Here is a 21,987-nt window from a genome sequence, read left to right as displayed (position 1 = left end):
CCCGGAGCACGGGGGCCGCCCACCGCTCAGACCGAGTCGTCCGCCAGCTCCGCGACTCCGGTGATCCGGTGCAGCGGGTAGGTCCGGACCTCGTCGGAGGTGTGGTCGTAGGCCGTCACGAAGCCGCCTTCGACGCGTACCGGGGCGATGACGCGCTGGCTGGCGGCGCCGTCGGCGTTGACGTACCCGATCCACAGGGCGGAGTGGGTCAGCACCGCGGCCTGCATGGTGGCAAGGGTCTCGGCGGAGGTGGTGCGGGGAAGGGCGCCGGGGGCGGCCGGAGCGGGGGCGTGGACCGGCTTGCGTTCCGCGGTGGCGGCGAGGTCGCCGGCCCGGATGGCGCGTACCGCCGCGGTGAGCAGGGTCGCGTCGGGGGTCGGCGGGCCGTCGGGCACCGGGGTGGGGGCGGTGCGCGGCGGGGTGCGGTGGGTGTCGGCGCGGGCGATCAGTACGTCGCCTGCGGTGGACTCGGCGGCCGGGGCGTAGCCCATCGCCCGGAGGCCGTCGAGGAGTTGGTCGGGGGCGGTCTGGGCGGCGAGCACGGTCGGGGCGAGCCGGCGCAGCCGGAGGGTGGCGGCGCGGCGGTCGGCAAGGATCTCGGAGAGCAGCGCGTCATCGTCGCAGCGGACGTAGGCGGTGGCCGCACCGATCCGCAGCCGGCCGTGCTTACGGGCCACATCGTCGATGAGGTAGGCGAGTGGCTGGGGGACCGGGGTGCGGGAGTGGGCGGTGAGGAATTCCTGCAGCTCGGCGGCGGAGCGGCCGGCGTCCAGGGCACGGCGTACCGAGGCGGGGGTGAAGCGGTAGACCGTCGCGCCGCCCTTGGACTCGATGTCGGCGAGGATGCCGAGCGCGTCGGAGAGCGGGCGGTGCAGCGGGCCGGGGGCGACGGCGGTCAGGTCCGCCTGGAGGAGGACGTGGTCGACGGGCTCGGGGAGGAGGGGGGCGAGGAGCGCGGCGGCGCGGGCCGCGGCGGCTTCGGTGTCCGCGGGGGAGGGGGCCGCGGCGGGCGCGGGGGAGGGAGCCGCGGTGGACTGCGGGGTGGTGTCGGTCAGTGCGCGGCCGTGGGTGGAGAGGGCGCCGCGGCCGGTCACCCCCAGCAACTCGGCCTCGGTCAGCGTCCATTGAGCGAGCCGCGAGCGGAGGTCGTCGGCGGGGACGGGGCCGGCGGGGGCGTGGGCGGAGCCGGCGAGGCCGGGAGCGGAACCGGACGGGCCGGGCGACGGCGCGCCGCCGTCGACGGCCCCCGCCCCGGCCGGAGTCCGGCCGGTGGCCGGTGCCGGGACCTGGCCCGCGGCCCCGGCGCTGCGCAGCGGACGCTCCCACTGCAGCCGGGAGCGGACCGCCGCCGCCGGCACGGAGGTGCCGGGCGGCAGGCCGGCGAGGAGGGCGAGGGTGCGGCGGCGGACCTCGGGGGCGGGGGAGCGGTCGAGGTGCGGGCCGAGGGCGGCCAGCGCGCGGCCCTTGGCATCGGCGCTGCCGACGACGCCCGCGGTGCGGGTCGCGGAGAGCCAGCCGGCCGCCAGCACGGCCCAGCGCTCGTGGTCGGGCAGCTGCAGCCACTCCTCGGCGGCCGGGGTGGCCGCGAACCGCTCGTCGGCCTCGCCGTCGGAGGCGATCAGCCCGGCTCCGTAGGCGAGTTCGAGCCAGAAGGCGGCGAGCTGTTCGGTGGTGTCCAGGGCGGCGGCGGTGCGCTTGAGGTCGCGGACGCTCATCCCGCCGGCGCGCAGGACGCCCGGCCCGCCCAGGTCCCACTCCTTGAGCAGTTCCTCGACGGTCGCCAGCGCGGTGAAGGCCTGGCTCGCGGCGGCGTTGTCCACAAGCTGTGGATCACGTTCGGTGGCGGGGGAGAGCGCGGGCGGGACCGGCTCGGGGGTGTGATGGGCGCGCCCGGCGCGCAGGTGGAGCGCCGCTTCGCGCGGCAGGACGACATTGCGGGCGCCCGCCGGGAGCAGCAGCCCCCGGTCCAGCAGCCACTGCAGATGCGGGGCCGGACGGTCGGTGACCCCGCCGTACGGCGGGCCCCACAGCAGCTTGTCGAGGACGGCGACGGATTCGGCGGGCGCGGTGTCGAGCAGCGCCGTCATCCGGGCGCGGTCGGAGAAGAGCGCGGTGAGCGCGGCGGCCGCGGTGACCGGATCATGGGTGGTGGGCAGCCCGGCCGCGGCGATGATCTCCTGCAGCCGCCCCGGCGACATACCGGCCGCGGCCTCGGTGACGGTCGGCCCCAACCCGGTCGGCGACGGATGCGCGGGGCTGGGACTGAGTAGTTCACGGGCCGTACGCACCAGCCGCAGCCGGTCGTCCGGGCCCCACACCAGCGCCTGCGCCCGCAGCTCGGCCACCGCCCTGGGCAGCTCGGCGGCGACCGCCGCGTCCCCGGTGTCCCCGCCCATCAGCGCGCCCAGCGTGTCGTACGGGCACGGGTCGGGCGCCACCGCCAGCGCCTCGGCGGTCTGCAGCACGAACCGGTCGAGCCGTTCCACCGCGCGGACGACCGACGCGCGGGTCCCGGCCCGGGTGGCGAGCTGGGTGACGTCACCCGGCACCGGATTGAGCAGGTCGGGGCGTGCCCGCAGCAGCCCGACGAGCCCGCGGTCGGTGCGGGTCCTGAGCTCCTCGGCGAGGGTGCGGGGTGTACCGGTCATTCGTCCTACGTTAGCGGGGCGGGGGCGGACGGGGGACCGAGCGGCGGCACGGTATCGACGGAACGCCGCCACACCAGGGGTACGCCACCCCGGCCCACCCCGCCTCCGGACCCCCACGCCCCGCCTGCAGCGCTCCGCCACGCCACGCGTACAGCCACCCGCCCGGCCGCGTACTCCACCCCGGCGCCCCGCGTACTCCGCTCCGGCACGTCCCGAGTACGCCACCTCGCCCCGGCCCCCGCGGCCTCCGGCCCGCCGGGCGGCCGAGGCGGTACCGTCGGGGCAGCAACCAGCGGACGCCGCAGGGGATTTCGTGGGGATCGAGAGCGATCAGCTCGTCTATGACTATCTGAGCCGGGTGGGTGACCTGGCCCAGCAGCGGGGACTGCCCTCCGCCACGCGGATGCGGCTGGTCACCGGGCTCCGGGCCGAGATAGACGGACAGCAAGCCGATTCGGTATCCGGTGTGAAGCGGGTGCTGGCGCGGCTGGGGACGCCGGAGGCGGTGGTCGCGGCCGCGGGGAGAACGGACGACCGGGTGCCGGGCGCGTCCTGGGGCGGATCGGAGCCGGGGCGCGGGCCGGAGTCGCGGCAGGGACCGGAGGCCGGGAGCGCCCCGGGAGCCGGCCCTTCCGGGCCCCTCGGCCCGACGCCGACCGCGGACCCGTCGCGGCCCGCCGGGCCCCCGCGCCCGTGGAGCGCGGCACGCGAAAAGCTCACCGGCCTGGCCTGGCGCGGCGGGCTGACGGGCAAGCCGCCGGGGAACGGCAAGGACGCCCCGCACGGCAAGGACGGTCCGTACGGTGCGGTGCCCGCCCCGCGCGACGGCGGGCCGGAGACCGCGCCGTCCGTCGGCCTGCCACCGCATCTGGCCGGCGCGGACGAGCTGGGCGACGACGGTGACGCGCCCGACTGGTGGCGGGTGGAGCCGGCGCCGTTCGGGCCGGGCGAGACCGTTCCGGGGTTCGTCGGCGGGATCGAGATCCCGGAGATATGGGACCGGCCGGAGAACGACCCGGTGTCCTCGGTGTCGATGAAGAAGGACGGGGCCGGGGGAGCCGGGCAGCAGGGCGCGGACGAGGAAGCGGAGGCGGGTGGCGCGGCGCCGGGGGAACGTCCGCTGCGGCGGATGGTCCGGCGGGTGCTCGACCGGAGGCGCGGTGACCGGCCCGGTGCGGCGCCCGCGGCCGGGGCCGGGGCCGGGGAAGACACCGTGGTGGTGCCGGCGCGGGCACCACTCAGCCCGGTGCTGACGCTGGCCGTGCTGCTGCTGGTGGCCGGTGCGGCGCTGGGGTCGTGGCTCGCGCTGGCGGGGGGCTGGGGGCTCGCCTACGTCTCGCGGCGGCTGAGCCGGACGGAGGCCAAGTTCGCGGCGCTCGGCGTGCCGGGGACCGTCGTCGGCGGGCTGGTGGTGTGGCTGTGGGGCCGGTTCGACGGGCGCTGGGGCGAGCCGATCGCGCAGGGGCGGCTGGGGCAGGAAATGATCGACGGGCTGCCGGGAGTGGTCCGGGTGGCGGCGGTCGCGTCGGCGCTGTTCCTGGTGTGGCGGATGCGGCGGGTGCCGCGCTGAGGAGGCGGGACCACGGGGGGCTGCCCCTCCGGCCGGGGACCCATTCCTCCGGCAGGCCCCCGGCCGGAGGAGCCAGGGGCCTCCCTCCGGCCGCAACGCGCCCGCAGGCACAATGGCAGGCATGGCTGCGCACTCTCTGACGGTCGGCTTTGACCTCGACATGACGCTGATCGACTCCCGCCCGGGCATCAAGGCCGCGTACCAGGAGCTCTCGGCCAGGACCGGCACCGTGATCGACGCCGACCTCGCGGTGAGCCGGCTGGGGCCCCCGCTGGAGGAGGAGATCCGCCAGTGGTTCCCCGCGGCGCGGGTGGCGGAGATCGCCGAGCTCTACCGCGCGCTGTACCCGGAGTACGCGATCGCCGCGTCGCCCGCCCTGCCGGGCGCCCGGGAGGCCATCGAGGCGGTGCACTCGGCGGGCGGCCGGGCGATCGTGGTGACGGCGAAGTACGAGCCCAACGCCAAGCTCCACCTGGAACACCTCGGCCTCGACGTGGACGCCCTGTTCGGTTCCCTGTGGGCCGAGCGCAAGGCCGAGGCGCTGCGCACGCACCGCGCGCCGGTCTACGTCGGCGATCACACCGGCGACGTCGTGGGGGCGCACACCGCGGGCGCGCTGTCCGTCGCGGTCGCCACCGGCCCGTGCGACGCCACGGAGTTGCGCGACGCCGGTGCCGAGGTGGTGCTCGCGGACCTGACGGAGTTTCCGTCCTGGCTGGCGCGCTATGTGGCCGAGGGCGCGGACGGGGGCGACTGCGCCGCCACCTGACGGCGCTGAGCCGTGGCGGAACGGATCACTCCGGCTGCCGCGACGAGAAAACCGAGCCCCATCAGCATGCACAGCCAGTAGAAGACGGACGGCAGCGTTTCGGTCCCCAGGAACAGCGGCGCCACGGTGGCGAGAGTGGCCACTGCGCCAACTAGGAACATGATCGCGCCGATTCGGACCAGTAGATCCCCGGCCTGGGGAGTTTCGTCAGACACCTGACCAGGGTAAGTCGGGGCGAGAGGCACCGAGGATCCACCCGGCTGCGTCTTGTCACCGGCCTTGGGACCATTAGCCTGGGTGATGGCGGGTCCTGCGGCCCGCTGCACTGCTTTCCAGCCCCTCCCCGCTCTCGGCACCGCTCGAGCGGGGGACACCCACCCCGCAGTCTCCGCAGTAGACCCGGCCCAGTTATTTCCGTTTTTTCCGACGAGTACGAGGACGAGGACAGACGTGCCTACCGGCAAGGTCAAGTGGTTCAACAGCGAGAAGGGCTTCGGCTTTCTCTCCCGCGATGACGGCGGTGACGTCTTCGTGCACTCGTCGGTGCTGCCCGACGGCGTAGCCGCACTCAAGCCTGGCCAGCGCGTCGAATTCGGCGTCGTCGCGGGCCAGCGCGGCGATCAGGCGCTGACCGTGACGCTCCTCGACCCCGCACCCTCGGTGGCCGCGGCGCAGCGCCGCAAGCCCGATGAACTCGCCTCGATCGTCCAGGATCTGACCACGCTGCTGGAGAACGTCACCCAGCAACTGGAGCGCGGCCGGTACCCGGACAAGGTGCACGGCGCGAAGATCGCCGGCATGCTGCGCGCCGTCGCCGACCAATTGGACGTCTGAGCACGCCTGCCCGCGGGCAGCCGACCCCGGCCGTCACACGCAGCACACCTCACACGAAGCGCAACGCATCGCGGCCGAGGGGCGGAACCAGCCCCTCGGCCGCGGCGCGGGTGAGCAGTCCGCGCACCGCGGCATAGCCGTCCTCGCCGAGGTCGGCGGTGAATTCGTTGACGTACAGCCCGATGTGCTGGTCGGCGACCTTCGGATCCATCTCCTGGGCATGCTCCAGGACGTACGGCCGGGAGGCCTCGGGGTCGTCCCAGGCCATCAGCACGGAGCTGCGGACCGCCGCCGCGAGCTCGCGCAACGCCTGCCCGCCCAGCGACCGCTTGGCGATGATCGCGCCGAGCGGGATCGGCAGCCCGGTGGTGAGCTCCCAGTGCTCGCCCATGTCGGCGAGCCGGACCAGGCCGTAGTTCTGGTACGTGAAGCGCGCCTCGTGAATGACCAGACCCGCGTCGACCTTGCCGTCGCGCACGGCCGGCATGATCTCGTGGAACGGCAGCACCACGATCTCCCCGACGCCGCCCGGTACCTCGGCCGCCGCCCACAGCCGGAACAGCAGATACGCGGTGGAGCGCTCGCTGGGCACCGCGACCGTCTTGCCCGCCAGATCCGCGGCCGGCCCCTGCTCCCTGGTCAGTACCAGCGGCCCGCAGCCGCGCCCCAGCGCCCCGCCGCAGGGCAGCAGCGCATAGTCGTCGAGCACCCACGGCAGCACCGCGTACGACACCTTCAGCACATCGAACTCACCGCGCTCGGCCATGCCGTTGGTGATGTCGATATCGGCGAAGGTGACCGCCAGCTCCGGCGCGTCCGCGACCCGGCCGTGCGCCAGCGCGTCGAAGACGAAGGTGTCGTTCGGGCACGGCGAGTACGCGATGTTCAGCGGCCGGGTCACGGGGGCCTCCTCAGGGATGGTGGGGATCCGGAGCGGGCGCCGGAGCCGGTGCGGTGGCGGCCGTCAGGGCTCCGGGAAGCGTACGGAAGGCACCGGTCAGGGCGGTGAGCGCGGGGCCGATGCGCCAGGCGGCGCGGTCGCGCGGGCCGACGGCGTTGGAGACCGTACGGACCTCCAGCACCGGCACCCCGTGTGCGGCGGCCGCCTCGGCGACCCCGAAGCCCTCCATCGCCTCGGCCAGCACCCCGGGGTGACGCTCCGCCAGCTCGGCGGCGCGGGCCGCGCTGCCGGTGACCGTGGAGACGGTCACGACGGTGCCGGATGCCGCACCGGCCGCCGCGGCGACGGCCGTGACCAGCGCCGGGTCGGGGCGGTGCGCCACCGTCCCGAAGCCGAGGTCGGTGACCGGGAGGAAGCCGTCGGCGGTCTCGGCGCCCAGATCGGCCGCGACGATCGCGTCCGCGACCACCACGGAGCCCAGGGCTGCGCCGGACGCGGCGAAGCCGCCGCCGATACCGGCCGAGACGACCAGGTCGTACGGCGCCGTGGCGAGCGCGGCGGCGGTCAGCGCCGTGGCCGTACCGGCGGCCGCGGCGGCCGGGCCGACACCGGCGGCCAGCACGTCGAGCGCCACCGGCGAAGCCGCCCCTGCCACCGGCGTAGCCGCCGCGCGTCGCAGCGCGTACCCGCCGGGCAGCGCCGTCTCGTCGCAGGGCCCTGCCGCGGCGGCCACCGCGTCGCGTTCGGCGGCCACCGCCGTGACGACCAGGACCCGCATCGAACGGCCCTCCCGCCCTAGTCCTTCTGCTTCAGCGTGAAGTGCCACAGGGTCTTGGGGCCGTCGCTGCCGCCCAGCTCCGCGACCTGGAGGGTGACGTCCTTGCTGTAGGAGGTCTGGCCGGTCTGCGGGTTCTGCTGCATGAAGAGGGTGTCCGCGTCGAAGCTGCGGTACGTCTGCTTGCTGGGGGCGCGCATGACGGGGCCGGCACCGATGACGATCCAGCCGGACTTGGCGACCTCGGGGTCGACGCCGACGCGCACCTTCTCACCGGGGTGGACGGTGATCGTCTTGCCGCCCTTCTTGGTGATGCAGGCGGCAACGGCCTTCTTGGAGAGGACCTTGCCCTCGCCGTCGCAGCCGGGGGTGGCCTCGGCCTGCACCGTCGTCGAACCGACGGACACGGTCGCGAGCGACGTCGGCTTCTCGCAGGCGGAGAGGGTGAGGAGACCCAGGGACACGGCACCGATGGCGGCAGCGGCACGGCGGCCCTTGCCCCAGGAGATCAACGCAGCGGTCATACGGGCAGGCTATCTGGCGCCCCAGCTCACGCCACGCCCGGGTACGGCGTGCCGCGTTGCCCTTCGGATCTCAGGCCACCCGGGGGGCCGGCGTACCGCCCCGCCGGGCCGCGCTCAGCAGTCCCCGTACGGCCAGCACCACGCCCAGCGCCACCAGCGCCGCGGCCACCGCCATCCCCAGCGGGCCGATCAGCGGCAGCGAGATCCCGATCGCGCCGCCCACCACCCAGGACATCTGCAGCGCCGTCTCGGACCGGGCGAACGCGGAGGTGCGCACCCCCTCCGGCACATCGCGCTGGATCATCGCGTCCAGCGACAGCTTCGCCAGCGCCTGGCACAGCCCCGCGACGGCCGCCGCGGCAGGGACCACGACCACCGCCAGCACCGGGTAGAACACCGCGGCGAGCACCGTCGCGCACAGCGCCACCCCCAGCATCGCCGCGACGATCGGCTCGGGACCGCGGGCCTTGAGCCAGGCGCCGACCGCCGTCCCCAGCGCGTTTCCGGTACCGGCCGCCACCACCACCAGCCCCAGCGAGGCCGCCGCGCCCAGCCCGCCCAGCGGATGCTCGCGCAGCATGAAGGCCAGGAAGAACGTCAGGAAACCGGAGAGCGCCCGCAGCGCGGCATTGGCCTGCAGGCCGTGCAGCACCGACGGGCCGACCGTACGCAGCCCCGGCTTCCGCCTCTCGCCCCCCGCCTGCCGCGCCGATGCCTCTCTGGACGCCAGCCGGGCCCGGACCTCGCCCTTCGCCGAGTCGACCTTGTGCGGCAGGGAGAACGACAGGACCGTCCCGGCGGCGAAGACGGCACATGCCCCGTACAGCGGCCAGCCGGGCCCGAGCAGTTGCAGCCCGGCCCCCATCGGCGCCGCCACCCCGGTTGCCAGCAGCCCCGCGAGCGTCACCCGTGAATTGGCCTTGACCAGCGAGATCCGCGGGGGCAGCAGCCGCGGCACCACCGCGCTGCGGACCACGCCGTAGGCCTTCGACGCGACCAGCACCCCCAGCGCCGCCGGGTACAGCTGCAGTCCGCCGGTCGCCACCGCGCCCGACATCGTCAGCGCCAGCAGCGCCCGCGCCAGCATCGCGCCCGCCATCGCCGCCCTGCGGCCGTGCGGCACCCGGTCCAGCAGGGGCCCGACCACCGGCGCGAGCAGGGCGAACGGGGCCATCGTCACGGCCAGATACAGCGCCACCCGGCCCCGCGCCTGATCCGTCGGCACCGCGAAGAACACCGTCGAGGCCAGCGCGATGGTGATCATTACGTCGCCCGCGGAGTTCACCGCGTGCAGTTCGATCAGCTTGCCCAGACCCGATTCGCCCGCGCCGTGCGCATGCGTGGCACGCCGCAGCCCCCGCGCCGCGCCGGTGACGGGTCTGCGCAGCGCGCGCCCCAGCACCCGGCCCGCCCGGCGGGCCCGTCCGGCCCCGTACCCGCCCCGGGTCGAGGCGCGCGACACCTGTGACGACTTCCCTGAGGTCCTGGACACCCTCGACACCTTCGACGCCCTTGCGGCAGCCACCTGGTCATAGTGCCCCAACTCGCCCAGGAGAGGGCACTTTCTCCGCATTGGCGCGCGAGGCGCAGCGGCCCGTGGTCGCCGGCGCTGACATTTGCCCTCCCACCGAGGGGTCGTACACCGTTGAAGGGGTAGCGTGTGTAGCGCGCCACCGGCGGTCGTTCTTGGCCGCGTGCCTCCGCGCGATCCCGCAGAATGGGATGCAAGAGGTGCGCTCGACCGAAACGACCGGGCGCGGACGTCGACGCGGTCCCCTGGTCCGCTCCGCCCGCCCCGGTACCGCCGGTCGTCCGGACAGGACAAGGACAGCTCCGGCTGGCGCACTCGTGAGACGGCGTAGAAGAGAGAATCGATTCTTGTGAGTGCTGCGATGCGAAGCCGTACCCCTGACCGCCTGTGCGCCGAGGCGGTCGACCTTGCGCGGGAGGCGGCGGAGGAAGCCGCACTGCCCGGCATGGTCGGCGAGCACATCGATGCGGTGGCCGACGGAGACCGCGTCGTCACCCACCTCTTCGCCTGCAATGAGCCCGGCTACCGCGGCTGGCGCTGGGCCGTGACGGTCGCCAGGGCCTCCCGCGCCAAGCTCGTCACGCTCGACGAGGCGGCCCTGCTGCCCGGCCCCGACGCGCTGCTCGCACCGGAGTGGGTGCCGTGGAGCGAGCGGCTGCGCCCCGGCGACATGGGACCCGGCGACCTGCTGCCCACCGAGGCCGACGACCTGCGCCTGGAGCCCGGTTACACCGGTGAGGACGCCCCGCCGCCGAATTCCCCCCTCGCCGAGGGCATGGCGGCCGAGGTCGCCGATGCCGAGGAAGCGGACGTCGTCCCCGGCTCGCCCGCGATCCAGCCCGCCCCCGAGCGCGGCAGCATCGCCGCGGTCGCCGAGGAGCTGGGCATGCGCCGCGCCCGGGTGCTCTCCCGCTACGGCCTGCACACTGCCGCCGACCGCTGGGAAGAGGCCTTCGGAGCCAAGGCCCCGATGGCCCAGGCGGCCCCCGCCACCTGCGTGACCTGCGGCTTCCTCACCCTGCTCCCCGGCTCCCTGGGCCAGGCCTTCGGCGTCTGCGCCAATGAGTTCTCCCCGGCGGACGGCCGGGTCGTCTCCCTCGCGTACGGGTGCGGAGCGCACTCCGAGGCTGCCGTGATGCCGAAACCGCCGCGGCCGGCCGCGCCGGTTATTGACGAGACGGTTGTCGAGCCGTTGTCGCTTCGTCCCGAGCGGGACGGGGGGTCGGTCGAGGAGACCGGACCGGCCGAGGAGCTCGGCCACAGCTAGGCGCGCTGGTGCGCTGGCGCGCTGGCGCGTTGGTGCGCTGCTGCGCTGGCGCGCTGGGCCTCCCGCCCCACGTTGATTTCTGCGGCGCCGTGTCGCCTCTCGTCTTTCGCCTCCGGCGGGTGGGGTGGTGGTGGGGCGGGGGCCGCGTTTGCTGTGTGGTGGGTGACGGTGGCGGGCCTCCGGGGCCTGTGTTGTGGACTGCTTCGCTTTACGTCCACAACACAGGCCCCTCCGGCCCACCCCCTCCCGCCAGGATGGCGACCCCCGCCCGGCGGGGGTGAAGGATTCCAAAGACCAGAAGCTCGCCGGCGCCGTGGCGTAGCTGATGCTTGGGGCTGGTGTCTTTCCCTGCTCCCCCACCGGGGCGGGGCCCCACAAACGGCGGGAGGGGGCGGGGCCGGAGGGGTGGGGGGGGGGGGGGGGGGAGGACCCCGCCGCCCCACCCCCCCACCCCCGCCCCCCCCCCCCCCCCCCCCCCCCCCCCCCCCCCGCCGCGGGGGGGGCCCCCCCCCCCGGGGGGGGGGGGGGGGGGCCGGAGGGGTGGGTTGTCGGACGTAAAGCGAAGCAGTCCGACAACCCACCCCGGAGGCCCCGGACCCGGCACCCACCACCCAGCCCGGGCCCCGCCCGAACACCCCCTCCCGCCGAAGGCGGACACCCCCCCGCCGGGGGCGGGCGCAGACACGGCGGGGCACCCGCATACGTGGGGCGATACCGTCGGCCCACCGACACACGCTTTAGGGAGACGGACAGTGACAGCTACGTCGTTGGTGCGAGGCGCAGCCGGAGACCCGTTCGGGACGGCGCGGCTGCGGCGTGGCGTGCTGGATGCCTGGGCCACCTCGCCGGCCCGGTTCCGGGAGGATGCCAACGCCGAGGAGGACCTGGCGCTCGGCGGCTACCGCGACCGGCTCGCCGTGGAGCTGGCGCAGAACGCGGCCGATGCGGCGGCCCGGGCCGGCGTCCCCGGCCGGCTGCGGCTGACCCTGCACCCGGCGAACGGTGAAGCGCCCGCCGTACTGGTCGCGTCCAACACCGGCGCCCCCCTGGACGCCACCGGTGTCGAGTCGCTGTCGACGCTGCGGGCCTCCGCGAAGCGGGAGCCCAGCGTGGCGGCCGGGGCGGTCGGCCGCTTCGGCGTGGGCTTCGCCGCGGTGCTGTCCGTGAGCGATGAGCCGGCGCTGGTGGGCCGCACCGGCGGCGTCCGCTGGTCGCTGGCCGAGGCGCGGGCGATGGCGGAGGAGGTCGCGGCGCACAGCCCCGGTCTGGGCGGTGAGTTGCGCCGGCGCGACGGCCATGTACCGCTGCTGCGGCTGCCGCTGCCCGCGGAGGGCGGGGCGCCCGAGGGGTACGACACGGCCGTCGTGCTGCCGCTGCGGGACGTCGCGGCGCAGGATCTCGCCGAGCGGCTGCTGGACGCGGTCGACGCGGCGCTGCTGCTGACCCTGCCGGGGCTGTCCGAGGTCGTGATCGAGACCCCGGAGCACGTACGGGAGTTGAGGCGGAGCCTGGACGGTCCCTACGTCCTGATCGAGGACAGCGAGCGCGGTGCCACCCGCTGGCGGGTGGCGAGCGACGGCGGTCCGCTGGACCCGGCACTGCTGGCGGACCGGCCGGTCGAGGAGCGGCTGCGGCCGGCCTGGTCGGTGACCTGGGCGGTGCCGGTGGACGGCGAGGGCGCACCGGCGCAGCCGGGAACCGCGGCGGTGGTGCATGCGCCGACGCCCACGGACGAGCCCCTGGGGCTGCCCGCGCTGCTGATCGCCTCCTTCCCGCTGGAGCCGACCCGGCGGCATGTCGCGCCGGGCCCGCTGGCGGACTTCCTGGTGGAGCGGGCGGCCGCGACCTACGCGGCGCTGCTGGGCGACTGGCAGCCGGTGTCCGTCGGCACGCTCGACCTGGTGCCCGGGCCGCTGGGCAAGGGCGGCCTGGACGGTGAGCTGCGCCGGCGGGCGCTGGAGCTGCTGCCGCGGGTGCGGTTCCTGCCGAGCGCGGCCGCGCCCGGTGGCCGGCCCGCCGAGCCGGGGGCGCCGGCGGCGGGCGAGTGGGACGAGGACGACGGCGGGGTGGACCGCTTCGTCCTGCGCCCGGTGGACGCCGAGCTGGTGGAGGGCGCGGGCGCGGCGACGGTCGGCGTCCTGGCCGAACTGTTCCCGAGCCTGCTGCCGGCCGGCCTCGAACGCCGTCCGGAGCTGCGGGCGCTGGGTGTGGCCCGGGTGGGGCTCGGCGAGATGGTGGACCGGCTGGCCGGCGTCGAACGCTCGCCCGGCTGGTGGTGGCGGCTCTATGACGCGCTGGCCGGCACCGACCCGGACCGGCTCAGCGGGCTGCCGGTCCCGCTGGCGGGCACCGCGGGCCGGGGGCCCGGCGGGGGCGGCGGCGTACGGACCACGATCGGGCCGCGTCAGGTGCTGCTGCCGCTGCCCGGCGGCGGTGACGAGGACGCCGCGGCCCGGCACCGTACGCTGGCGCGGCTCGGACTGAAGGTCGCCCACCCCGACGCGGTGCACCCGCTGCTGGAGAAGCTGGGCGCCACCCCTGCCGCCCCGCGCGCCGTACTGACCACGCCCCAGGTGCGCGCGGCCGTGGCGAACTCGCTGGACGCGGACGAGGACGCCTACGACGTCTTCGCCGACGAGATCGGGGGCGGTCCTGGAGCCCCGCTGGGCGCCGAGGAGCTGGCGGAGACCGTGCTCGGGCTGGTCAGGGACGCCAACCTCGCACCGGGCGACGAGGCCTGGCTCGGGGCGCTGGCCCTGCCCGACGAGGACGGCGAGCTGGCGCCCGCGGGTGAGCTGGTGTACCCGGGCAGCGCCTTCGAGCGGGTCATCCGGGAGGGTGAACTCGCCGCCTGTGAGGGTGAGTTGGCCGAACGCTGGGGTGAGCAGCCGCTGACGGCCGTGGGCGTCATGGCCGACTTCGCGCTCGTCCGGGCCACCGATGTCGTACTCGATCCGGACGAATTGGAGCCCCGGGAAGGGGACTTCGCCGAGCCGGATGACGTCGGGCTGCTGGACGCGGTCGACGTGTGGTGCGAGGACATCCTCGACGCCCTGCCGGAGACCCCCGTACCCCCGGTGGTGACCGAACTCGTGGCGGTGCGCGACCTCGACCTGGTCGACGACGACGCCTGGCCGGACGTGCTGGCCATGCTCTCCCGCCCGCCGCTGCGCGACGCCCTGACCGCACCGGTGCGGGTGCTGCTCCCCGACGGCACCACCGAATCCGTCCGCCCGTACACCGCCTGGTGGCTGCGCGGGCACCCGGTCCTCGACGGCCGCCGCCCCGCCGGCCTGCGTTCGGCGGGCGGCGATCCGCTGCTGGCCGGTCTGTACGAGTCCGCGGACGCGGGCGAGGTCGATGCGCAGGTGCTGCGGGCGCTCGGCGTGCGCACGTCCGTCGCCGCGCTCCTGGACGAGCCGGGCGGCGCGGCGGAGCTGCTGACCCGCCTGGCGGACCCGGAGCTGCCCGTCGGTGCCGCCCAACTCCACGCGATCTACGGCCTGCTGGCGGACCTGGACCCCGAACAGGTGACGCTGCCCGACGAGCTGCGGGCCGTGCGCGACGAAGAGGTGCGGGTCGTGGACGCGGCGCACGCGGTGGTCGCCGACGCACCGGACCTGGTGCCGCTGGCGGCCGGCCGCGCGCTGCTGCCGGTGCGCCCCGCCCGCGCCGCCGAGCTGGCGGAGCTGCTGCAGGTCACGCGGCTGAGCGAGGCGGTCGGCGCCGAGGTCCGCTCCGCGGGCGTACGCCACGAGGTGCCGGACGCCGTCCGCGTACTGCTCGGCGCCACCACCCCCGCGGCGTACGTGGAACACGAGGAGTTGCTGGTCGACGGTCCCGACGGCCCCACCGAGCTGGACTGGCGCCGGACCCCGGACGGCACCGTGCACGCCGCGACCCTGGAGGGTGTGGCGGCGGGCCTGGCCTGGGCGGCGGGCCAGTGGCCGCGCCGCTTCGAGGTCGCCGCTCTCCTGGAGGACCCGGAGCGGGGCGAGGAGCTGGCGCGGGCGCGGTGGTTCGACTGACCGTCCTGGGCCGGCCCCCGTCGCGGCGGGTGTGACGGGGGCCGCCCGGACGTGATCCGTGGTGCGTGCTGCGCCGGTTCGGTTGGTGGATCAGTGGGCGAACTCGCCACGCTTGACGGCATCGACGAAGGACGACCAGCCCGCCTCGGGAAAGACGCAGGCGGGCCCGTGCGGGTTCTTGGAGTCACGGACGGGGACGGCGCCCGGGTGGCCGTCGGCGATCTCGATGCACTCGGCTCCCTGGCCGTTGCTGTAGCTGGACTTGCGCCAGCGGGTCAGAGTGGACGCGTCAGGAATCGTCTTCATCCTCGTACTTTCTCAGGTATCCGCGAATCAGGTCGAGAGATTCCCGCTCCGGAAGTGCCTTGGAGCGAGCGACGTCAAACATGTGCGTGAGCTCAAGAACCTTTGCCGGTGACTCCACCGACTCCCCGGAAAAGAAGCTCTCGACGTATCCGATCGTGGCCCCGTTGGGGAGGGTGAGCAGGCTCAGGCTGCCACCCAGCATGGGGTGCTCTCCCTGTGCGAAGGGCAGCACCTGAGCCGCGACCTGGGACGACGCAACTGCCGCGAGTACATGGCGGAGTTGATCGCTCATACATGCCGAGCCCCCGATGGGGCGCCTTAACGCTGCTTCATCCATGATTGCCCAGTAATAGGGTGCTTGCTCCTTCTCGAAGACCCGCTTGCGGCGCATTCGCGTGGCGACCCGCTCGTTTATGCGTTCCTCGGATTCACCGGGAAGCGACTCGCGGAAGAGCGCGTGGGCATAGCCCTCGGTCTGCAGAAGTCCCGGGATCAGGCTGCTGCCGAATACCTGAATACGGGCCGCCTTGCTCTCGCCGTCGACAACGACCCGGCCGTAATCGGGAATCGAGGCGTCCTGTGCCAGGGAAAGCAACTCGACGAAGAGGCCGTCCGTGGCGAAATGCGCGTCCAGGGCCTCGGCGAGTGCTTCCGACGGCAACTGCTCGCCCCGTTCCACCCGGCTGAGGTACGTGTGCGGGTAACCGACCTTGTCGGCGAGGGCTCGTTGGGACAGGCCGGCCGACTCCCTGAGGCGGCGCAGGCGCCGTCCCAGCACCGTGCGCGGGGTGGCCCTGCCGTCGTCCTCGTTGTTCAGCTCCATTGCTCGAACACACCTTCAACTCGCTGTCCACGTATGGACTTTGGTGACACCTGCGGCGTGCGCCCAGCGTATTTCTTCGGCAATGCTGAGTAAGGACGGAAGGCCCCCGCGACCGCGGCAACGGTCCGGGGGTGTGGTCATCAGCCCCATGAGGTCGACGACATGCATCACGCTATCGCGAAGTATTTCGAGCGTTCGCCCGGAGACGGCGACGCGGCCGGACATTCCGGCTCCGCACGCCTGCTGCCCTGGGCGAACGCGGACGGCAACCCCTGCTATCTGATGGGCGACGGCACGGGGTACGTCTCCCGTATCGCCGACAGTGTCGAGTGCATGCAGCTCGACATGGCGGACGGGCTCCTCGGGCATGCGGAGGACATGCTCGCCTGCCAGCGGGTCACGCCCCCGGAACTGCGCTTCCTCGCCCGCGGCTTGACCGACGCGCTGCGGGACGTACGGCGCATCGCGGAGAGCCGGGGTGCGCGGCTCCCCGTGCCGGATACGGGCCTCGGCGAAGGTGAGGGCTAGGCCGTCTTCGGGGGCCCGGCCCCCGCCCGCGGCGTCTGCTCAGTTCGAGCGGAATCTGTTGACCAGGCTCCAGATGACGACGATCGCGGAGAGGGCGAGGAGCGGCCACACCCACCAGTCGAGGGTGCCGTCGCCGGTGCCGCCGTAGTGGCTGCCGGTGTGGTGGTAGTGGCGATGCGAGCTCGCCAGCGCCTTGTACGCCAGGTCCCCGTGGAGTGTCATGAGGCCGGAGCGTAGTACGGCTGCGGCGCCCGGGGTATCGGCCGGGCAGGTTCTCTTCGGCCCTTCGCGCCGCGCGGGGCAGGGGTGCGTGTGCCTCCTGGGGCCGGTCGCGGCGACGGCCGGCCCGGACGGGTGAGGCCCTCGCCGGGCTTCGCCGTCCAGGCCGCCGCGCCGTCCGCCACCGTCGTTCCGTCCGCGGGCGAGGCGCCGTGGTGCTCGGTCACCCGGAGCGGAACCGCCGCTTCACGAACACCCAGGCGACCCCGAGCACGGTGCCGAGCGGGATCATCCACCACGCGCCGCCGAACGAGACGCCGGGGGAGTGGTTGCTGTAGTGGCCGCCGTAATGGCTGGTGTAGTGGCTGATGCTGTGGTGCGAGCGGGCCAGGATGTCGAAGGTGCGGGGCCCCGGGGCGAATGTCATGGACATGGACTCTAGGGGAGGCGGGGCGGGCTGAAGCGACGGGCCCACGGTGTCAGGTGGCGCGCCCGCCCGTTCGTCACGCCGGGAAGCGCCGGCCCACCCGCCGCCAGGTGATCTCCAGCAGCACCGCCGCCACCACCGCGAGGGCGACGGCCGTCCACGGCATCGTCGTGCCGACCAGGCGCAGGTCGAAGAACCTCTGCAGCCAGGGGGTGGCGAGGACCGCGAGGAAGGCCAGGCCCATCGCCAGGACCAGGCCGATCCGCCACCAGGTGTAGGGGCGGGCGATGATCGCCAGTACCCACATCGCGGCGAGGAAGAGCGTCAGGGTGGCCGCGCTGGTCTCGGCGGACAGGGAGCCCGGGCCGGTGTAGTAGGCGCGGGCGAGCAGGTAGGTGGTGAAGGCGGCGAGGCCGGTGATCAGGCCGGAGGGCACGGCGTAGCGCATCACCCGGCGGACGAAGTGCGGCTGGGCGCGCTCCTTGTTGGGGGCCAGGGCGAGGAAGAACGCCGGGATGCCGATGGTCAGGGTGGAGAGCAGGGTCAGGTGCCGCGGCAGGTACGGGTAGGGAATCTGGCAGCAGGCCACCAGGATCGCCAGCAGGACGGAGTAGACGGTCTTGGTGAGGAAGAGGGTGGCGACGCGGGTGATGTTGCCGATCACCCGGCGGCCCTCGGCGACGACCGAGGGGAGCGCGGCGAAGCTGTTGTCGAGCAGGACGATCTGGGCGACGGCGCGGGTGGCCTCGGAGCCGGAGCCCATGGCGACGCCGATGTCGGCGTCCTTGAGGGCGAGGACGTCATTGACGCCGTCGCCGGTCATCGCGACGGTGTGACCGCGCACCTGCAGGGCGGCGACCAGCTCACGCTTCTGCTGCGGGGTGACCCGGCCGAAGACCGCGGACCTTTCGACCGCGGCCGCCATGGCGTCGCGGTCGCCGGGCAGTTCGCGCGCGTCCACCGCTCCGCCCGCGCCCGGCAGCCCCAGTTTGCCGGCCACCGCGCCCACCGACACCGCGTTGTCGCCGGAGATCACCTTGGCCGCGACGCCCTGCCCCGCGAAGTAGCGCAGGGTGTCGGGGGCGTCCGGGCGCAGCCGCTGCTCCAGGATGACCAGCGCGGCGGGCCGCAGGCCCCGGGTGACCTCGGGGTCGTCCAGCTCCCGTGCGGCGCGGGCCAGCAGCAGGACGCGCAGGCCCTGGGCGTTGAGGCCGTCGGTCTCGGTGAGGTGCTGGTCGCCGGGCGGCAGCAGCACGTCCGGGGCGCCGAGCAGCCAGGTGCTGCTCTCGCCGTCCGGGCCGTTGAGGGCGGCGCCGCTGTATTTGCGGGCGGAGGAGAACGGCAGCGCCCTGGTGCAGCGCCAGGCGGCGTCCGCCGGATACGCCTCGATGATCGCCTGGAGGGAGGCATTGGGCCGTGGATCGCATTCACCCAGTGCGCCCAGCACCTTCTCGACGTGCGGCTCGTCGCCGTCGAGGGACCGCAGCCCGTGGACGTCCATCCCGCCCTCGGTCAGCGTGCCCGTCTTGTCCAGGCACACCACATCGACCCGGGCCAGCCCCTCGATCGCGGGCAGCTCCTGGACCAGGCACTTCTTGCGGCCGAGCCGGATGACACCGATCGCGAAGGCGACGGAGGTGAGCAGCACCAGGCCCTCGGGGATCATCGGCACGATGCCGGCGACCATCCGGCGGATGGCCGCGTCGCCCGGCAGGCCGAGGGTGAGCAGATGGCTGAGGATGAGGCCGATCGCGGTCGGGATCATCATCCAGGTCACGTACTTGAGGATCCGGCTGATGCCGCTGCGCAGTTCGGAGTGGACCAGGGTGAAGCGGCTGGCCTCCTCCGCGAGCCGGGCCGCGTACGCCTGCCGCCCGACCTTGGTGGCGGTGAAGGCGCCGCTGCCCGCGACGACGAAGCTGCCGGACTTCGCCGGGTCGCCGGGCTTCTTGAGGACCGGATCGGCCTCGCCGGTCAGCAGCGACTCGTCGATCTCCAGGCCGTCGCTCTCCCACACCTCGCCGTCGACGATGACCTTGTCGCCGGGCCCCAGTTCGATGACGTCGTCGAGGACCACCGCGGAGGTGGGGATCTCGGTGGCGATCCCGTCGCGCCGGACGGTCGGCCGCGCCTCGCCGATGACCGCCAGGCTGTCCAGGGTCCTCTTGGCACGCAGTTCCTGGATGATGCCGATGCCGGTGTTGGCGACGATGACGAAGCCGAACAGGCCGTCCTGGATCGGGCCGACGATCAGGATGATCACGAAGAGCACGCCGATGATGGCGTTGAAGCGGGTGAAGACGTTGGCGCGGACGATCTCGGCGGCCGAGCGGGAGGACCGTACGGGGACGTCGTTGACCTCACCCCGGGCGACCCGCTCCGCGACCTCGGCGGCGGTCAGTCCGGGGTCGAACGGTGCCTGAGCGGTCCGCCGGGCCGGCGCGCGGCCCGGTCCGGAGTGCTCGGGTCCGGCGCTCGCCCGCTCCGTCATGCCCTCGACGTTACGGGCGGACGGGGCAATGCACCCGTTGTCGTGCGCTGTGCCGGGGGCGGGCGCTCAGTGCTGGTCGGCGGGCTGCCCGGCCGTCGCGGCGGAGCGCTTGATCGCGGCGTCCCGGGCCCGTACGTACCAGATGCCCACCAGCCCGAGGCCGCCGCCGGCCAGGCAGGTCCACACCCACCAGCTGTGGCCGTGGTCGGCGAACCAGCCGTAGAAGGGGAGCTGGCCGAGGAAGAGCACGAACCAGATGATGGTGCCGCCGGTGATCGTGCCGACGACGGGGCCCTCAAGAGGCGCCGGGGCCTCGCGCAGTTCGGACTTCTTCCACATGACGGCCAGCTTACGGGGAGCGGGCCCGGGGGCCGCGGGCGGCGGTGGGCAGGGCCCGGAACCCGGTGGGGCGGCCTGCCCGGCCGTTGCGGCACAAGGCTCTACGCGCGGAGATAGCGATCAGCGGATTGTTTATTCATACTGAACCTTTCTGGATACGGCCGGTTCTGCTCGTCTCTTCGTCCAAGCCGATCCGGTTGTTCCTGTTTCTGTATGTGTTCCGGGCCCCCGGGCCCCCACGCCTGCCCAGGCCCGTCCGACTGAGGTCCCCGCATGCCCCCCTCGGCCACCACGCCGGTCGACCCCCTCAAGAGCCCAGGTCCGAAGGGCCCCGAGAACGGCTTCGACCGCTTCTTCAAGATTTCCGAGCGGGGGTCGACGGTCGGTCGTGAGCTCCGCGGCGGCCTGGCGACGTTCTTCGCGATGGCCTACATCATCGTGCTGAACCCGATCATTCTCGGCTCCGGAGTCGATAAGTTCGGCCACCATCTCGACAACGCCCAGCTGGTCACCGCCACCGCGCTGATGGCCGGTCTGAGCACGGTGCTGATGGGCGTCGTCGGCAATGTCCCGATCGCCATCGCCGCGGGCCTGGGCATCAACGCCGTGGTGTCCCTGCAGCTCGCGCCCAAGATGAGCTGGCCGGACGCGATGGGCATGGTCGTGCTCGCCGGTCTGGTGCTGATGGTCCTGGTCGCCTCGGGCCTGCGGCAGCGGGTGATGGATGCGATCCCGGGCGGGCTGCGGCGGGCCATCGCCATCGGCATCGGCCTGTTCATCTCGCTGATCGGCCTGGTCGACGCCGGCTTCGTGACGCGCAACCCGGACGCCGCGCACACCACCGTGCCGATGAGCCTGGGGCAGGGCGGACAGCTCAAGGGCTGGCCGGTGCTGGTCTTCGTCCTCGGCCTGGTGCTGATGTTCGTGCTGGTCGTGCGGAAGGTCAGGGGCGCGATCCTGATCGGCATGGTCAGCATGGCCGTGGTCGCGATCGTCATCAACGCGCTGGTGCAGATCCCGGACGCGTCCTGGGGCCTGGCGGTCCCCAACCTGCCGGACAAGATCATCGACACCCCGGACTTCGGTCTGATCGGTCAGATCAGTCTCTTCGGCGGCTTCAAGGAAGTCGGTGTGCTGACCGGCTGCCTGTTCGTCTTCACCGTGCTGCTGTCCGGCTTCTTCGACGCGATGGGCACCATCATCGGCGTTGGCGAGGAGGCCGGTCTGCTGAACAACGAGACCGGCCAGCTGCCGAACATGGGCCGGATCCTCATGGTCGACGGCATCGCGGTCGCGGGCGGCGGCTTCGGCTCCGCCTCCGCCAACACCTGCTTCGTGGAGTCCACGGCCGGTGTCGGCGAGGGCGCCCGCACCGGTCTGGCGAACCTGATGACCGGTGGCCTCTTCCTGCTCGCGCTGGTCTTCACGCCGGTGGCGACCGTCGTCCCCTCGCAGGCCGCGACGCCCGCCCTGCTGGTCGTCGGCTTCCTGATCATGGCCTCGAACGTCCGGGACATCGACTGGGGCGACTTCACCATCGGCATTCCCGCGTTCCTGACGATGGTCTCGATGCCGTTCACCTACAGCATCACCAACGGCATCGGCATCGGCGTGCTGGCCTTCGTCCTGCTGCGCACGGCGACCGGCCGCTTCAGGGAGATCCCCTGGCTGCTGAACGTGGTCGGCCTGTGCTTCCTGGTCTACTTCCTGCTCGACCCGATCGAGCAGGCACTCGGGGTCAAGTAGCGGGCCGGCGCGCCCTCAGCTTCTCCGTCAGCTTCTCCGTCTCGTCGAGAGACGACTGGAAGCGCTCGTCGAAATCCTCGCGGATGAGCGTCCGGACCACATAGTCCTGGACGCTCATTCCGCGTTTTGCGGCGTGCTGCCGTATCCGGTCCAGCAGCTCCCCGTCCACGCGCAGGCTGAGCACTTGCGATCCCATGCGGACACGGTCCCGTCCGTACGCGGTCAGGTGCGTCGCATTCGGCCGCGTCCTCACCCGTATGG

The 21,987-nt window shown here is 73.7% G+C and carries 20 protein-coding genes; 7 read left to right on the top strand and 13 right to left on the bottom strand.

Annotation, left to right across the window (positions count from 1 at the left end; genetic code table 11):
- Nucleotides 1-26: 26 nt before the first annotated feature.
- Nucleotides 27-2,648, bottom strand: a complete 2,622-nt coding sequence (locus ACGFR7_RS25660) for a helicase-associated domain-containing protein (RefSeq protein WP_393323633.1) — start codon at nt 2,646-2,648, stop codon at nt 27-29.
- Between the two features lie 313 nt (nt 2,649-2,961).
- On the opposite strand from ACGFR7_RS25660, the gene ACGFR7_RS25655 reads away from it, so the two are divergent.
- Nucleotides 2,962-4,218: a hypothetical protein gene (locus ACGFR7_RS25655; protein WP_393323630.1), complete on the top strand. Its 1,257-nt coding sequence runs from the start codon at nt 2,962-2,964 to the stop codon at nt 4,216-4,218.
- 121 nt (nt 4,219-4,339) lie between these two features.
- Complete coding sequence (locus ACGFR7_RS25650; RefSeq protein WP_393323627.1) at nt 4,340-4,987, top strand: HAD family hydrolase; 648 nt, start codon at nt 4,340-4,342, stop codon at nt 4,985-4,987.
- Here the strand turns inward: ACGFR7_RS25650 and ACGFR7_RS25645 are convergent.
- On the bottom strand, nt 4,942-5,202 hold the full coding sequence (locus ACGFR7_RS25645) for a hypothetical protein (RefSeq protein WP_393323624.1): 261 nt from the start codon (nt 5,200-5,202) through the stop codon (nt 4,942-4,944). The two genes, ACGFR7_RS25650 and ACGFR7_RS25645, sit on opposite strands and share 46 nt — an antisense overlap.
- 235 nt (nt 5,203-5,437) lie before the next feature.
- Here ACGFR7_RS25645 and ACGFR7_RS25640 point away from each other — a divergent pair, with 235 nt between their 5' ends.
- A complete protein-coding gene (locus ACGFR7_RS25640) occupies nt 5,438-5,821 on the top strand; it encodes a cold-shock protein (protein ID WP_018089689.1) in 384 nt (127 codons plus the stop codon).
- A gap of 49 nt (nt 5,822-5,870) precedes the next feature.
- Here ACGFR7_RS25640 and ACGFR7_RS25635 read toward each other — a convergent pair whose 3' ends face one another.
- From ACGFR7_RS25635 to ACGFR7_RS25620, 4 genes are all read right to left on the bottom strand, one after another.
- Entirely contained in the window at nt 5,871-6,722 is an 852-nt protein-coding gene (locus ACGFR7_RS25635) for a 1,4-dihydroxy-6-naphthoate synthase (protein WP_393323621.1), read from the bottom strand.
- 10 nt (nt 6,723-6,732) lie between these two features.
- Entirely contained in the window at nt 6,733-7,500 is a 768-nt protein-coding gene (locus ACGFR7_RS25630; RefSeq protein WP_393323619.1) for a futalosine hydrolase, read from the bottom strand.
- A 17-nt stretch (nt 7,501-7,517) separates the two neighbouring features.
- Complete coding sequence (locus ACGFR7_RS25625; protein ID WP_393323616.1) at nt 7,518-8,021, bottom strand: hypothetical protein; 504 nt, start codon at nt 8,019-8,021, stop codon at nt 7,518-7,520.
- A 70-nt stretch (nt 8,022-8,091) separates the two neighbouring features.
- The gene (locus ACGFR7_RS25620; RefSeq protein WP_393323614.1) at nt 8,092-9,594 is read right to left on the bottom strand and encodes an MFS transporter; all 1,503 of its coding nucleotides are present in this window, start codon (nt 9,592-9,594) and stop codon (nt 8,092-8,094) included.
- Nucleotides 9,595-9,913: 319 nt separating this feature from the next.
- On the opposite strand from ACGFR7_RS25620, the gene ACGFR7_RS25615 reads away from it, so the two are divergent.
- Together ACGFR7_RS25615 and ACGFR7_RS25610 are read left to right on the top strand one after the other, a co-directional pair.
- Complete coding sequence (locus ACGFR7_RS25615; protein WP_393323611.1) at nt 9,914-10,819, top strand: DUF3027 domain-containing protein; 906 nt, start codon at nt 9,914-9,916, stop codon at nt 10,817-10,819.
- An 821-nt stretch (nt 10,820-11,640) separates the two neighbouring features.
- Complete coding sequence (locus ACGFR7_RS25610; protein ID WP_393324099.1) at nt 11,641-14,847, top strand: sacsin N-terminal ATP-binding-like domain-containing protein; 3,207 nt, start codon at nt 11,641-11,643, stop codon at nt 14,845-14,847.
- Between the two features lie 90 nt (nt 14,848-14,937).
- On the opposite strand, the gene ACGFR7_RS25605 is transcribed toward ACGFR7_RS25610, so the two are convergent.
- Together ACGFR7_RS25605 and ACGFR7_RS25600 are read right to left on the bottom strand one after the other, a co-directional pair.
- Nucleotides 14,938-15,153, bottom strand: a complete 216-nt coding sequence (locus ACGFR7_RS25605; RefSeq protein ID WP_393323609.1) for a DUF397 domain-containing protein — start codon at nt 15,151-15,153, stop codon at nt 14,938-14,940.
- A complete protein-coding gene (locus tag ACGFR7_RS25600) occupies nt 15,137-15,976 on the bottom strand; it encodes a Scr1 family TA system antitoxin-like transcriptional regulator (protein ID WP_393323607.1) in 840 nt (279 codons plus the stop codon). Before ACGFR7_RS25600 ends, ACGFR7_RS25605 begins: the two co-directional genes overlap by 17 nt.
- A gap of 162 nt (nt 15,977-16,138) precedes the next feature.
- Here ACGFR7_RS25600 and ACGFR7_RS25595 point away from each other — a divergent pair, with 162 nt between their 5' ends.
- Nucleotides 16,139-16,504, top strand: coding sequence for a hypothetical protein (locus ACGFR7_RS25595; RefSeq protein WP_393323605.1), 366 nt, complete (start codon nt 16,139-16,141; stop codon nt 16,502-16,504).
- A 39-nt stretch (nt 16,505-16,543) separates the two neighbouring features.
- Here the strand turns inward: ACGFR7_RS25595 and ACGFR7_RS25590 are convergent, their stop codons facing one another.
- From ACGFR7_RS25590 to ACGFR7_RS25575, 4 genes are all read right to left on the bottom strand, one after another.
- Nucleotides 16,544-16,726: a hypothetical protein gene (locus ACGFR7_RS25590; RefSeq protein WP_393323603.1), complete on the bottom strand. Its 183-nt coding sequence runs from the start codon at nt 16,724-16,726 to the stop codon at nt 16,544-16,546.
- Between the two features lie 220 nt (nt 16,727-16,946).
- Nucleotides 16,947-17,150 carry a hypothetical protein gene (locus tag ACGFR7_RS25585; RefSeq protein WP_393323600.1) on the bottom strand — a complete coding sequence of 68 codons (204 nt, stop codon included), beginning with the start codon at nt 17,148-17,150 and terminating at the stop codon, nt 16,947-16,949.
- Nucleotides 17,151-17,226: 76 nt separating this feature from the next.
- Nucleotides 17,227-19,641: an HAD-IC family P-type ATPase gene (locus ACGFR7_RS25580; protein WP_393323598.1), complete on the bottom strand. Its 2,415-nt coding sequence runs from the start codon at nt 19,639-19,641 to the stop codon at nt 17,227-17,229.
- Between the two features lie 66 nt (nt 19,642-19,707).
- The gene (locus tag ACGFR7_RS25575) at nt 19,708-19,980 is read right to left on the bottom strand and encodes a DUF2530 domain-containing protein (RefSeq protein WP_336050531.1); all 273 of its coding nucleotides are present in this window, start codon (nt 19,978-19,980) and stop codon (nt 19,708-19,710) included.
- Between the two features lie 273 nt (nt 19,981-20,253).
- Between ACGFR7_RS25575 and ACGFR7_RS25570 the strand changes: the two genes are divergently transcribed.
- Nucleotides 20,254-21,726 carry an NCS2 family permease gene (locus ACGFR7_RS25570; RefSeq protein ID WP_393323595.1) on the top strand — a complete coding sequence of 491 codons (1,473 nt, stop codon included), beginning with the start codon at nt 20,254-20,256 and terminating at the stop codon, nt 21,724-21,726.
- Here the strand turns inward: ACGFR7_RS25570 and ACGFR7_RS25565 are convergent.
- Nucleotides 21,719-21,922 carry a hypothetical protein gene (locus ACGFR7_RS25565; RefSeq protein WP_393323592.1) on the bottom strand — a complete coding sequence of 68 codons (204 nt, stop codon included), beginning with the start codon at nt 21,920-21,922 and terminating at the stop codon, nt 21,719-21,721. The two genes, ACGFR7_RS25570 and ACGFR7_RS25565, sit on opposite strands and share 8 nt — an antisense overlap.
- Between the last annotated feature and the right edge of the window lie 65 nt (nt 21,923-21,987).

Source organism: Streptomyces sp. NPDC048516 (genome assembly GCF_043199875.1).
Classification (GTDB): Bacteria; Actinomycetota; Actinomycetes; order Streptomycetales; family Streptomycetaceae; genus Streptomyces.
The sequence above is the reverse complement of the archived record's forward strand: the minus strand, read 5'-3'. Positions and strand labels throughout refer to the sequence as shown.